The sequence below is a fragment of the Actinophytocola sp. genome (assembly GCF_036402745.1).
Taxonomy (GTDB): Bacteria; Actinomycetota; Actinomycetes; order Mycobacteriales; family Pseudonocardiaceae; genus Actinophytocola.
In genome coordinates this window covers 1-13,258 of record NZ_DASWSJ010000086.1, presented here as the reverse complement: position 1 = coordinate 13,258, position 13,258 = coordinate 1, and the positions used below count along the sequence as shown (strand labels likewise).

Annotated in this window: 12 protein-coding genes; 9 read left to right on the top strand and 3 right to left on the bottom strand. The window is 71.1% G+C overall.

The features are described from left to right. The first annotated feature begins 103 nt into the window (after positions 1–103). From VGD70_RS08365 to VGD70_RS08345, 5 genes are all read left to right on the top strand, one after another. Entirely contained in the window at positions 104–1,213 is a 1,110-nt protein-coding gene (locus tag VGD70_RS08365) for a PrsW family intramembrane metalloprotease (protein WP_331079802.1), read from the top strand. A 70-nt stretch (positions 1,214–1,283) separates the two neighbouring features. Further along, positions 1,284–2,186, top strand: coding sequence for a Rossmann-like and DUF2520 domain-containing protein (locus VGD70_RS08360; RefSeq protein ID WP_331079801.1), 903 nt, complete (start codon positions 1,284–1,286; stop codon positions 2,184–2,186). After that, positions 2,183–3,058: a pantoate--beta-alanine ligase gene (gene panC / locus VGD70_RS08355; protein WP_331079799.1), complete on the top strand. Its 876-nt coding sequence runs from the start codon at positions 2,183–2,185 to the stop codon at positions 3,056–3,058. The genes VGD70_RS08360 and panC overlap by 4 nt, the downstream gene beginning before the upstream one ends. Positions 3,059–3,072: 14 nt before the next feature. Next, the gene (gene panD, locus VGD70_RS08350; protein WP_331079797.1) at positions 3,073–3,549 is read left to right on the top strand and encodes an aspartate 1-decarboxylase; all 477 of its coding nucleotides are present in this window, start codon (positions 3,073–3,075) and stop codon (positions 3,547–3,549) included. 5 nt (positions 3,550–3,554) lie between these two features. Next, complete coding sequence (locus VGD70_RS08345; RefSeq protein WP_331079795.1) at positions 3,555–4,331, top strand: type III pantothenate kinase; 777 nt, start codon at positions 3,555–3,557, stop codon at positions 4,329–4,331. A gap of 22 nt (positions 4,332–4,353) precedes the next feature. Here the strand turns inward: VGD70_RS08345 and VGD70_RS08340 are convergent, their stop codons facing one another. Next, positions 4,354–5,106, bottom strand: a complete 753-nt coding sequence (locus tag VGD70_RS08340; RefSeq protein WP_331079793.1) for a class I SAM-dependent methyltransferase — start codon at positions 5,104–5,106, stop codon at positions 4,354–4,356. Between the two features lie 56 nt (positions 5,107–5,162). Here VGD70_RS08340 and lysS point away from each other — a divergent pair, with 56 nt between their 5' ends. Continuing rightward, positions 5,163–6,665 (top strand): lysine--tRNA ligase, encoded by a 1,503-nt coding sequence (gene lysS / locus VGD70_RS08335; RefSeq protein WP_331079791.1) that lies wholly within the window; start codon positions 5,163–5,165, stop codon positions 6,663–6,665. Positions 6,666–6,791: 126 nt separating this feature from the next. Next, positions 6,792–7,142: an Lsr2 family protein gene (locus tag VGD70_RS08330; protein WP_331079789.1), complete on the top strand. Its 351-nt coding sequence runs from the start codon at positions 6,792–6,794 to the stop codon at positions 7,140–7,142. A 28-nt stretch (positions 7,143–7,170) separates the two neighbouring features. On the opposite strand, the gene VGD70_RS08325 is transcribed toward VGD70_RS08330, so the two are convergent. Further along, positions 7,171–8,418, bottom strand: coding sequence for an MFS transporter (locus VGD70_RS08325; protein ID WP_331079787.1), 1,248 nt, complete (start codon positions 8,416–8,418; stop codon positions 7,171–7,173). Between the two features lie 68 nt (positions 8,419–8,486). Here VGD70_RS08325 and VGD70_RS08320 point away from each other — a divergent pair, with 68 nt between their 5' ends. Beyond that, a complete protein-coding gene (locus VGD70_RS08320; RefSeq protein ID WP_331079785.1) occupies positions 8,487–9,470 on the top strand; it encodes a DUF5937 family protein in 984 nt (327 codons plus the stop codon). 1 nt (position 9,471) lies between these two features. On the opposite strand, the gene VGD70_RS08315 is transcribed toward VGD70_RS08320, so the two are convergent. Continuing rightward, on the bottom strand, positions 9,472–10,290 hold the full coding sequence (locus VGD70_RS08315) for a (2Fe-2S)-binding protein (protein WP_331079783.1): 819 nt from the start codon (positions 10,288–10,290) through the stop codon (positions 9,472–9,474). 324 nt (positions 10,291–10,614) lie between these two features. Here VGD70_RS08315 and VGD70_RS08310 point away from each other — a divergent pair, with 324 nt between their 5' ends. Further along, positions 10,615–13,170 (top strand): ATP-dependent Clp protease ATP-binding subunit, encoded by a 2,556-nt coding sequence (locus VGD70_RS08310; RefSeq protein ID WP_331079781.1) that lies wholly within the window; start codon positions 10,615–10,617, stop codon positions 13,168–13,170. Positions 13,171–13,258: the final 88 nt, after the last annotated feature.

Here is a 13,258-nt window from a genome sequence, read left to right as displayed (position 1 = left end):
CCGGGCAGGCGGCGATGCGACAAAACCTCGACCCCCCGACCCGTAGGGTTGCCCCGTGAACACGGGCCCTCTGCCGCACCGGCACAGTCCGCGGAGGCGGACCGTGCTGCTTCCGGTCGCCGCGCTTGTCGCCCTCGCCGGGTGTGGGCTCGCTCTTCTCGCGCTCAGTACCGCCCGCGTGGGGCTCGTCGCCGAGCTGGTGGGCATCGTCGCGGCGCTCGTTCCCGTCGGGTCGATCGTGGCCGCCCTGCTCTGGATCGACCGGTGGGAGCCCGAGCCCGCCCGGCTGCTCTGGCTCGCCTTCGGGTGGGGCGCCAGCGTCGCCGCGATCACGGCGCTCCTCATCAACAACACCGCCGAGGCCGTCGGCGACACGCTCCTCGGTCACGGCCGGGGCGACACCCTCAGCGCGATCGTGAGCGCGCCCCTCTTCGAGGAAGCCGTCAAGGGCGCGTTCGTCGTCGGGATCATGCTCTGGCTGCGCAACGAGTTCGACGGCGTCATCGACGGCGTCGTCTACGCCGGGTTCGTCGCCGCCGGCTTCGCGTTCACCGAGAACATCTACTACTTCGGCCGCGCGTTCGCCGAGCACGGCTTCGGTGACACCAGCACCTCCGGCGTCGTCACCGCGTTCATCCTCCGCGGCGTCCTCGCCCCGTTCTGCCACCCGCTCTTCACCGCGATGATCGGCATCGGCGTCGGCATCTCCGTGCGCACGCCCAGCCGCACCGTCCGCACGCTCGCCCCGGTCGGCGGCTACCTCGCCGCGGTCACCCTGCACGCCATGTGGAACGCCGCCGCCACCCTCGGCACGGCACAGACCTTCCTCAACGTCTACTTCCTCGTCATGGTCCCGATCTTCATCGCCGGCGTGCTGTTCGTCAGCTGGCACCGCCGCCGCGAGCAGAAGATCGTCGCCATCGCGCTGCCGGAGATGGTCCAGCGCGGCTGGGTCGACCCCGCCGACGTCCGTCGCCTGACCAACCTCACCGCCCGCCGCACGTGGCGCGCCAGGACCGCCAGACGCGCCGGCAAGGAGGCCGCCCGCGACCTCGGCGGCTACCAGGCCGCCGTCACCGAGCTCGCCTTCCTCTGGCACAGCCGCCGCCTCGGCCTCGCCGGCGCCGACACGGTCGACCGGGAGGCGCACCTCATCGGCGCGCTGCACACCGCCAAGGCCCGCCTGCCCAGACGGGCCGACCAGTCGCGGTGAACCGGGTCACCCACCGCGCGGTGTGGTGTTTCGCGGTGGTTACGCTCATTTTCGACAACAGGGAGGCGGGATGAACCGACCGGCGCGACTGGCCGTCGGCGTGGTCTCCGCCGGCCGGGTCGGTGCGGTGCTGGGCGCCGCCCTGGCCAGGGCCGGCCACACGGTCGTGGCCGCGTCCGGCGTGTCCCGCGAGTCCGTCCAACGCGCCGAGGACCTGCTGCCCGGCGTCCCCCTCCTGCCCCCCGACGAGGTCGTGAGCAGGGCGGACCTCGTGCTCCTCGCACTGCCGGACGACGCGCTCGCCGGCATGGTCCGCGGCCTCGCCGCCGCCGGTGCGCTGCGGGCCGGCCAGATCGTCGTGCACACCTGTGGCGCGCACGGCGTCGACGTCCTCCAGCCGGCCGTCGATCACGGTGCCCTGCCGCTGGCCCTGCACCCGGTGATGACCTTCACCGGCCGCGCCGAGGACCTCGAACGCATCGCCACCTGCAGCTTCGGCGTCACCGCGGCCGACGACGACGAGGCGGCCTGGAGCGTCGGCGAGGCGCTCGTCGTCGAGATGGGTGCCGAGCCCGCCCGGGTCCCCGAGTCGGCCCGCCCGCTCTACCACACGGCCCTCGCCCACGGCTCCAACCACCTGATCACGCTCGTCGCCGAGGCCGCCGACCTGCTGCGGGCCGCCGGCGTCGGCGACCCGCAGCGCATGCTCGGCCCGCTGCTGTCCGCCGCCCTCGACAACGCCCTGCGCCACGGCGACCGCGCGCTCACCGGCCCGGTCGCCCGCGGCGACGCCGGCACGGTGCTCGCGCACCTGCGGGTCCTCGGCGAGCACGCGCCGGACATGCTGCCCGCCTACCGCGCGCTCGCCGCCCGCACCGCCGCCCGCGCCGAGCAGGCGGGTCTGCTGCGTGCCGACCTCGCGCCCGACGTCATCGCCGCCATCGAGCGCGGCCCCGGTGAGGAGCATCCATGACGGCCCCGAGGTTCACCCCCGGCCAGCTGCATGTCCACAGTGGACTCGACGACGTCGTGCGGATCACCAGGGCGCTGCGCGGGGTCGGCCGCAAGATCGCGCTCGTGCCGACCATGGGCGCGCTGCACGACGGTCACCGCCAGCTCCTGCGCACCGCGCGGCGGCTGCCCAACGCCGTGCTCGCCACGTCGATCTTCGTCAACCCGCTGCAGTTCGGCCAGGGCGAGGACTTCGAGCGCTACCCGCGCCCCCTGGAGGCCGACCTCGACGTGTGCCGCGAGGAGCGCGTCGAGCTCGTGTTCACGCCGGAGAAGGAGGCCCTCTACCCGCCGGGCGCGCAGGTCACCGTCCACCCGGGACCGCTCGGCGACGAGCTCGAGGGCGCCGCGCGGCCGGGGCACTTCGCGGGCGTGCTCACCGTCGTGGCGAAGCTGTTCAACATCGTCCGCCCCGACTACGCGCTGTTCGGCGAGAAGGACTACCAGCAGCTCGTGCTCATCAAGCGGATGGTCCGCGACCTCAACCTCGAGGTCAACGTCATCGGCGTGCCGATCGTGCGGGAGGCCGACGGCCTCGCCCGCTCGTCGCGCAACGTCTACCTCGACGCCGAGCAGCGTGCCGCCGCGGTGGCGCTGTCGGCCGCACTCCAGGCCGGCGCCCGGGTCAGCGCCGGCGGTCCCGGGGTGGTGCTGGACTCCGCGCGCGCGGTGCTCGACAAGGAGCCGGGGGTCGACGTCGACTACCTCGAGCTGCGCGATCCCGACCTCGGCCCCGCCCCCGACCGCGGTGCGGCGCGGTTGCTGGTGGCCGCGCGCGTCGGGTCCACGCGCTTGATCGACAATGTCGCCGTGCTCCTCGGCGAACCGCGGTAGGGGGAAGGTCTGCGATGTTTCGCACGATGCTCAAGTCCAAGATCCACCGGGCCACGGTCACCCAGGCCGACCTGCACTACGTCGGCTCGGTCACCGTCGACCCCGTGCTGCTGGAGGCCGCCGACCTGCTGGCCGGCGAGCAGGTCTCGATCGTCGACGTCACCAACGGCGCGCGCCTGGAGACCTACGTCATCGAGGGCGAGCGGGGCAGCGGTGTGGTCGGCATCAACGGCGCCGCCGCGCACCTGGTGCACCCCGGCGACACCGTCATCCTCATCGCCTACGGGCTGATGGACTCCGCGCAGGCCGCCGTGTTCCGGCCGAAGGTCGTGTTCGTCGACGAGGCCAACCGGATCGTCGAGGCGGGCGCCGACCCGGCGCACGCGCCCGCGGACTCCGGGCTGGTGGGCGGGTCCGAGCCGGCCGCCGAGCCGCCTGCCGAGACCGCCGAGGCCGCACTGCTCGACGCGCTGCTCCAGCCGGAGAGCTGACGCCGGTGCTGCTCGCGATCGACGTCGGCAACACCAACATCGCGCTCGGCCTGTACCAGGGCAAGGACCTGGTCCAGGACTGGCGGATGCGCACCGACGCCCGGATGACCGCCGACGAGCTGGCGCTCACCATGCGCGGCCTGCTCGGCGAGCACGCCGACGAGATCACCGGCGTCTCCGCGCTGTCGACCGTGCCGGCCGTGCTGCGGGAGCTGCGGGTGATGCTCGGCCGCTACTACCGCGCGGTGCCGAGGGTCATCGTCGAGCCCGGTGTGCGCACCGGCGTGCCGCTGCTCGTCGACAACCCCAAGGAGGTCGGCGCCGACCGGGTGGTCAACACGCTCGCGGCGCACCACCTGCACGAGACCGCGTGCGTGGTCGTCGACTTCGGCACGTCCACCAACATCGACGTGATCTCCGCGAAGGGCGAGTTCCTCGGCGGCGTGTTCGCGCCGGGCATCGAGATCTCCGTCGACGCGCTCGCCGCCCGCGCCGCCGCGCTGCGCAAGGTCGAGCTGGTCCGGCCGCGGTCGGTGATCGGGAAGAACACCGTGGAGTGCCTGCAGTCCGGCATCATCTACGGCTTCACCGGCCAGGTCGACGGCCTCGTGCGGCGCATCGTCGACGAGCTGAACCGCACCACCCACGCCGGCGAGGTCACGGTCATCGCGACCGGTGGCCTGGCGCCGCTGGTGGTGGACGAGTCGGCCACCATCGTCGACCACCGGCCGGACCTCACGCTGCTGGGCCTGCGCCTGGTGTTCGAACGCAACACGAGATGACCCGCCGGCACCGGCTGCCGGGCTAGGTGCGCCGGGCGCGGATCACGGTCGTCACCAGGGGCAGGTCGAACTCGCCGCGGGAGGTCTCCGGGCGGGACTCCAGGAACGACAGGATCCGGCCCAGCACCCGGTCCCGCTCCTCGGCGCTGACGACCAGCGTGTGCGACTGGGTGCCGATCGTGGCCACCAGCGACTCGGCCGTGCGGCGGTGGAGGTGCGGGAACTGGGCCTGCTCGGCCGCCTCGTACCCCTCCGTGTCGAACGACGGGTGGGGGACCTCCCACCCGCGGGTGACGCTCGAGCTCGACACCCTGCCCAGCTCGACGACCCACTCGACGTCGGTGTCCTCCCTGTTCCACAGCGCCGCCAGCGCGCCGCCCGGCCGCAGCACCCGGGCGATCTCGGCCAGCGCGGCGTCCGTGTCGAACCAGTGGAACGCCTGCCCCACGACGACCGCGTCCACCGACGCGTCCGGCAGTGGGATGCGCTCCGCCGACCCGACGAGCGCCCGCGCGGTCGGGAACCGGGCGGCCAGCTCCGCCAGCATGTCCGCGTCCGGCTCCACCGCGGTGACCTCGAGCCCGAGCGCGACCAGGCTCGCGGTGAGCTTGCCGGTGCCGGCCGCCAGGTCGACGACCTGCCTGACCTCGTGCGTTGCCGCCGCCAGCCCCCAGCGGACGCCGTCGGCGGGGTAGTCGGGCCGGTGCTCGGCATAGGCGGCCGCGTTGGACCCGAACGAGCGGGCCCGGCGGCGGATCAGGTCGGCGTCGTACATGGCCCCCAAGGTAACCCGATCGTCTGAGCACGGACGTTCTCCGTACCCTGTTCGACGTGACCGACGAATCGCCTCAGCCGCCCGCCGACGACCTTCCGGAGCAGCTGCGGATCCGTCGGGAGAAGCGGGCTCGGCTGCTTGCCGAGGGCGTCGATCCCTATCCGGTCGAGCTGCCGAGGACCCACTCTCTCGCCGAGATCCGCGACGCGTATTCCGATTTGCCCGTCGACACCTCCACCGGTGACGTGGTCGGTGTCACCGGCCGGGTCATGTTCATGCGCAATACCGGCAAGCTCTGTTTCGCCACCCTCGTCGAGGGCGACGGCACCGAACTGCAGGCGATGCTGAGCCTGAACAAGGTCGGCGAGGACCGCCTTTCCGCCTGGAAGACCGATGTCGACCTCGGCGATCACGTATTCGTCCACGGCGAGGTAATCACCTCGCGGCGCGGCGAGCTGTCCGTACTGGCCGACGAGTGGCGAATGGCGGCCAAGTCGCTGCGCCCGCTGCCGGTCGCGCACAAGCAGCTCGGTGAGGAAACGCGTATTCGGCAGCGGTATGTCGACCTGATCCTCCGTCCGCAGGCACGCGATAACGTCCGGATGCGCGCCGGGGTGACGCGAGCATTGCGAGAGAGTTTCAATCGGCGCGGATTCGTCGAGGTCGAGACCCCGATGCTCCAGACCATCCACGGGGGTGCCACCGCCCGCCCGTTTGTCACACACTCCAACGCGATGGACATGGATCTGTACCTGCGGATCGCGCCGGAGCTGTTCCTCAAGCGCTGCGTGGTCGGCGGAATCGAGAAGGTCTTCGAGATCAATCGCAACTTCCGCAACGAGGGCAGCGACTCATCGCATTCGCCCGAGTTCGCCATGCTCGAGTTCTACGAGGCCTACGGCACCTACGACACGATGGCCGTCCTCACCCGCGAGCTGGTGCAGGAGGCGGCCCAGGCGGTGTTCGGCGGCCACGAGGTCACCCTCGCCGACGGCAGCCCCTACGACCTGTCCGGCGAGTGGACCACGCTGACGATGTACGGCTCGGTGTCCGAGGCGCTGGGCGAGGAGATCACCCCGCAGACCCCCGCTGAGCTGCTGCACAAGCACGCGCGGCAGGCCGGGCTCGAGGTCGATCCCAAGCTCGGTCACGGAAAGCTGGTCGAGGAGCTGTTCGAGCACCTCGTCGGCGACCACCTGGTGGCGCCGACCTTCGTGCGCGACTTCCCGGTGGAGACCTCCCCGCTCACCCGCCAGCACCGCAGCCAGCCGGGCATCGCCGAGAAATGGGACCTCTACGTCCGCGGGTTCGAGCTGGCCACCGGCTACTCGGAGCTGGTGGACGCGGTCGTCGAGCGCGAGCGGCTCACCGAGCAGGCGGGCCTGCGGGCCACCGGCGACGACGAGGCGATGCGACTCGACGAGGACTTCTTGCGCGCACTGGAGTACGGAATGCCGCCGAGTGGCGGTGTCGGAATGGGCGTCGACCGCTTGCTGATGGCACTCACGGGCCTCGGCATACGGGAGACGATCCTGTTTCCGCTCGTGCGCCCTGAATGAGCAAGTTGCAACACGAGCGTCACTGAAATCGGACCACGATTTGCGTTAACCTCCTTAGTGGGAGTATTTGTATCGGTGCTGACGCATGCACGTTCGGCCTCGAGTTTCTTACCAAGGAGGGCGCAGATGGCGCAGAAGGTCATGGTTACCCTGGTCGACGACCTCGACGGTTCCGAGGCCGGGGAGACCGTCGAGTTCGGTTTGGATGGCGCGTTCTACGAGATCGACCTCTCCGAGGACAATGCCGAGCGGTTGCGCGAAGCGCTCTCCGAATACGTGGAGCATGCCCGTCGCCAGGCCGGTGCCCGTAAGCGGGCCGCCGGACGTGCGGGTGCGGGCCGTGCGCCGCGTACCGCCTCCGCCGATCGGGAACAGAACCAGGCAATTCGCGAGTGGGCGCGCAAGCAGGGCATGAACGTCTCCGATCGGGGCCGAATCCCGAAGGAGGTCACTGACGCGTACAACGCGCAGGCGTGACCATTCCGTGCGACAAACGCCGGTTCCGTCACCGCGAATCCGCGGTCGACCGGGAACCGGCGTTTTCGCATTGTGAAACAGTTTCGGTGTCACTCACCCGAATCCACACCGCGGTCAGCACGGTCGCCACGCCGCCGAGCGCCATCGTGACCCCGACCGGCACCACCTCGGTGGCCAGCCCGAACAGCGCCGGCCCGACCCCCTGCAGCGTCATCAGCCCGGTGGACATCAGCCCGAACGCCTGACCTCGGCTTTCGTGCGGGATCGCGTCCCGGAACGGCCGCTGCACGCCCAGCCCGTAGCCGAAGCCGAACCCCGCGACCGTCAGCAGGGCACCCAGCGCCACCACGCCCAGCGGGAACGCGAACCCGAGCAGCGGCACGCCCAGCACCACCACCAGCACCGGCACCAGCCGCTCCCGCGCGGCGGCCGAGAGCAGCCGGGCCACCACGAAGTTGCCGAGCATCATCCCCACCGGCACGCACGCGAGCAGGTATCCCGCCGAGCCGGCCGGGAAGCCGCGCACCGCCGCGAACGGGACCAGCAGGCTGTCCGCCCCGGTGACGAACGCCGCCGGCAGCCACATCACCAGCAGCAGCCGGCGCACGGTCGGGTCGCCCAGCAGCGCCCGGTTGACCCGCCAGCTCCGCCCGACCAGCGACTGCTCGGCCGTTCGGCCGGGCGCGGGCAGGTCCGGCAGCAGCAGCCGGGCACCCAGCGCGGAGACGAGGTGGCAGCCAGCGGCGACGAGCAGCGCGTGCTGCGCGCCGACCGTCGCGACCGCCACCCCGCCGGCGGCGAGGCCGAGCACCTGCGCGGCCGAGATCGCCAGCTGGAAGAGGCTGCGGCCGAGGACGAACGCGTCGCCGGAGAGCGAGTCGGCGGTGAGCCTGCCCGCGGTGCCGTTGAACACCGGCGCGAGGCAGCCGATCGCGGCGACCAGCAGCAGGCTCGCCCACACCGGCAGGTCGACCAGGCCCAGCGTGGTCGCGCCGCAGGCCTCGAGCGCGTAGCCGGTGACGATCAGCACCCGCGGCCGCACGATGTCGGGCAGCGCGCCGATCACCACGCCGCCGATCACCTGCGGAAGGAACGAGATGCCGAAGGTGAGCGCGCCCAGGAACGCCGAGCCGGTCACGGTGAACACGAGCACCGACAGCGCCACCGTGCGCAGCGTGTCGGCGCCGATCGCGAGCGCCCGGGTCCAGAACAGCACCCGGAACACCGGCTCGGCCAGCACCTGCCGGAACGTCGTCCGGCCCGTCGCGTCGGTCACGCCGTCGAGCCTCGCCCCCGCCCGTGGCCCACGACCAGGGATTCGTTCCACCGCGTAAGGTCAGCGGTGTGCTGCGACTGACCGTCCACCGCGACGACGTCCTGAACAGCAGGTTCGCCGTCTCACCACTGTTCGAGCTGGACAACCTGCTGCGCACCCTGTCCGGGCTGGCCGGTGACCGGCTGCCGGCGGCGTGGGAGGCCCGGCTGCGGCCGGTGTTCCGCCGGCTGCGGGCCACGACGTCGCTCGACGCGGTGCTGGCGCTGCAGACCCGCAGGTACGGCGCGGGGTTCATCGCCCCGCCGCCGGCGAGCCTGGCCCAGACGATCGCGGACGACCTGGCGGTGGTCCGCGCGACGCCGCTGGAGCTCGCCCGGCACGAGATCGCCGAGTGCCTGAGCCGCCAGCCGGCCACCGACGAGCGGGTGGTCGGGATCCTGGGTGACCCGGCGGTGGTCGAGATCGTCGCGGACACCCTCGAGACGGTCTGGCCCGAGCTGATCGGCGGTGACTGGCCGGCGATGCGCGCGGTCTGCGAGCGCGACGTCGTCCATCGCGCCGGCCTGCTGAGCCGGGCCGGCTGGACCGCGGCTCTCGCCGGCCTGCACCGCCGGGTGAGCTGGCGCGACGGCGAGATCGTGGTCGCGAACTTCGCCGACCAGGAGGTCGACCTGGGTGGGCGGGGGCTGCTGCTGGTGCCGTCGGTGTTCGTGTGGCCGAAGGTGGCCGTCCACGCCGACCCGCCGTGGCCGCACACGCTGATCTACCCGGCCCGGGGGACGGCGGCCCTGCTCGAGCCCGACCACGTCACGCCGCCGGGCGCGCTGGCCGACCTGCTGGGCCGCTCCCGGGCCCGGCTGCTGACCTCGCTGGCCGATCCGGCGAGCACGACCCAGCTCGCGAAGGGCCTGCGGCTGGCCCCGGGTGCGGTCGGCGACCACCTGGCCGTCCTGCGCCGCGCGGGGCTGGTGAGCCGAGCCCGCGCCGGCCGCTCGGTCCTCTACCGGCGAACCCCGCTGGGCGACGCCCTGGCCGGCACCCCCGAGGACTGAGCTACTTCGGCAGCACTCGCGGGCACGTCGAGCACGGGCCCTTGCCGGACTCGAGCAGGTAGTGGAAGCAGCAGCTCTCCCGCCGCCGCGTCCACCGGTCGAGCTCGGCCGGCCGGGTGGTGGAGGCGGAGGTCAGCGGGGGCAGGTGGGCCGGCAGCAGCAGGGCCGCGTCGTCCACCCCGGCGCCCTCGTCCCCGCCGTAGCGGCCGGCGAGCAGCATCGAGTCGTCGAGCGCGTCGGTGGCCGCGGCCCACAGAGTGTGCCGGCCGAACCGCACCGACGGCGAGAACGCGGCGATGAACCGGGCCGCGTGCGCGGTGAACCGGCCGCGCAGCACCGCCGCGAGCGCCCGCTCGTCCGGCACCACGGTGGCCTCCGGGGTGCCCGCGGCGGGGTCGTCGGGCAGGCAGACGAAGCGCGGATCCAGCACCGCGATCGAGTCGGGGTGGGGTCGTGGTCGAGCGGTGCGGAACGCGAGGTGCTCCGGACGCAGCGACGGGACCCGGCGCTCGTGGTGGAACAGCAGCGCCGCGACGTAGCCGGGCACGCCCAGGTACCAGGTCATGATGTAGCCGGCGGTGGTCCGTTCGGGTGCGTCGCCGTACCGCTCGAGGAGCCAGTCGGCCAGTCCGGTACGCCACGCGGCGAAGCCGGCGGTGTCGGAGAGTAGTTGTCCACAATTCACCCAGCCGGTCGAGTCGGCGGGCAGACCCATCCGCAGCTGGGTCCTGGCCTGGCGGGACCCGGCACGGGCCACCGACCCGGCGAGGTGATCCCGCCTGGTGTCGGTTACGAGCTGTAGGCTCGTGGTGGTCCGCATGAGCGATCTCCGCTGCGCCGAACGATGGTAGGTATGGCTTACCTTACCGGCCAACCTTGATCATCGCGAGCCTGTGTGACCACCCGGACAGCCCGTGTTCGCGCTTAGCGGACAGCGATGCGAACCGGAATCCTTACCGATTCCCGCACGTTGTGCCCGATGACGACGATCTAACGATGATTACGTCGAGTACGACGGCCACACTTAGCCGCAAGTGGTACTGAGAGCAACAGGCTGGGCGACTACAGTGGTCTTCACGGTGCTGGACCACCGCAACGGGTAAGCGGTGGGCAAGGGCCGCCGGCGCAGCAGTCAGGAGTGCAGATGTTTGAGAGGTTCACCGACCGCGCGAGGCGGGTGGTTGTGCTGGCCCAAGAAGAGGCCAGGATGCTCAACCACAACTACATCGGCACCGAGCACATCCTCCTGGGCTTGATCCACGAGGGTGAGGGTGTCGCCGCCAAGGCGTTGGAGTCTTTGGGGATCGCCCTCGAAGGCGTGCGGCAGCAGGTCGAGGAGATCATCGGCCAGGGCCAGCACGCCCCGAGCGGGCACATCCCCTTCACCCCACGGGCCAAGAAGGTCCTCGAGCTGTCGTTGCGGGAGGCGCTTCAGCTCGGCCACAACTACATCGGTACCGAGCACATCCTTCTCGGCCTGATCCGGGAGGGCGAAGGCGTCGCCGCACAGGTGCTCGTCAAGCTCGGCGCCGACCTCAACCGTGTCCGCCAGCAGGTGTTGCAGCTGCTGTCGGGCTACCAGGGCAAGGAGCCCGCCGAGACCGGCGGCCGTGGCGAGGGCACCCCGTCCTCCTCGCTGGTGCTCGACCAGTTCGGCCGCAACCTCACGTCGTCCGCGCGTGAGGGCAAGCTCGACCCGGTCATCGGGCGGGCCAAGGAGATCGAGCGGGTCATGCAGGTGCTGTCCCGCCGCACCAAGAACAACCCGGTGCTCATCGGCGAGCCGGGCGTCGGCAAGACGGCCGTCGTCGAGGGGCTCGCGCAGATGGTCGTCAAGGGCGAGGTCCCCGAGACACTGAAGGACAAGCAGCTCTACACGCTTGACCTCGGCTCCCTCGTGGCCGGCTCGCGTTACCGCGGTGACTTCGAGGAGCGCCTCAAGAAGGTGCTCAAGGAGATCCGCACCCGCGGCGACATCATCCTGTTCATCGACGAGATCCACACGCTCGTCGGTGCGGGTGCCGCGGAGGGCGCGATCGACGCGGCGTCCATTCTCAAGCCGATGCTCGCCCGTGGTGAGCTGCAGACCATCGGTGCCACCACGCTCGACGAGTACCGCAAGTACGTCGAGAAGGACCCCGCGCTGGAGCGCCGTTTCCAGCCGATCCAGGTGGGCGAGCCGACGCTCGAGCACACCATCGAGATCCTCAAGGGCCTGCGCGACAGGTACGAGGCGCACCACCGGGTCACCATCACCGACCCGGCGCTGGTGGCCGCGGCCACCCTGGCCGACCGGTACATCAACGACCGCTTCCTGCCGGACAAGGCGATCGACCTGATCGACGAGGCCGGTGCCCGGATGCGGATCCGTCGCATGACCGCGCCGCCGGACCTGCGCGAGTTCGACGAGAAGATCGCCGACGTGCGCCGTGAGAAGGAGAGCGCGATAGACGCGCAGGACTTCGAGCGGGCCGCGAAGCTGCGGGACTCCGAGAAGCAGCTGCTCGGCCAGAAGGCGGAGCGGGAGAAGCAGTGGAAGGACGGTGACCTGGACGTCGTCGCGGAGGTCGACGACGAGCAGATCGCCGAGGTGCTGGCCAACTGGACCGGGATCCCCGTGTTCAAGCTCACCGAGGAGGAGACCACGCGTCTGCTCCGCATGGAGGACGAGCTGCACAAGCGGATCATCGGCCAGGAGGACGCGGTCAGGGCCGTGTCGCAGGCCATCCGCCGTACCCGCGCCGGGCTGAAGGACCCGAAGCGCCCGTCCGGCTCGTTCATCTTCGCCGGCCCGTCCGGTGTCGGTAAGACCGAGCTGTCCAAGGCGCTCGCGAACTTCCTGTTCGGCGAGGACGACGCGCTCATCCAGATCGACATGGGTGAGTTCCACGACCGGTACACCGCCTCGCGGCTCTTCGGTGCCCCTCCCGGGTACGTGGGCTACGAGGAGGGCGGCCAGCTCACCGAGAAGGTCCGGCGCAAGCCGTTCTCGGTGGTGCTGTTCGACGAGATCGAGAAGGCGCACCAGGAGGTCTACAACACCCTCCTGCAGGTGCTCGAGGATGGCCGGCTCACCGATGGTCAGGGCCGCACCGTGGACTTCAAGAACACGGTGATCATCTTCACCTCGAACCTCGGTACCCAGGACATCTCCAAGGCGGTGAGTCTCGGCTTCACCTCCGGCGGCGGTGAGCAGAGCTACGACCGGATGAAGCAGAAGGTCGACGACGAGCTCAAGAAGCACTTCCGGCCCGAGTTCCTCAACCGGATCGACGACATCATCGTGTTCCACCAGCTCACCGAAGAGCAGATCGTGAAGATGGTGGACCTGATGATCACGCGCGTCGAGACGCAGCTGAAGAACAAGGACATGGCGCTGGAGCTCACGCCGGCGGCCAAGAAGCTGCTCGCCACCCGCGGGTTCGACAAGGTGCTGGGTGCCCGGCCGCTGCGCCGCACCATTCAGCGCGAGATCGAGGACCAGCTGTCGGAGAAGATCCTGTTCGGCGAGCTTCAGCCGGGCCAGATCATCATCTGCGACGTCGAGGGCTGGGACGGCGAGGAAGGCACGGCCACCGACAAGGCGACCTTCACCTTCCGCGGCGAGACCAAGCCGGGCAGCGTGCCCGACTCCCCGCCGGTGGACATGGCAGCCTCCAGCGGCGGCGACGCCGACGAGGCAGCAGCCTCCGGCGAGTAAGCACGACGAGCCACGAAGGCGGGTCCGGTTTCGACCGGGCCCGCCTTCGTCGTCCCCCAGTCCTTCCCGTTGCTGCTGCGACCCTGCC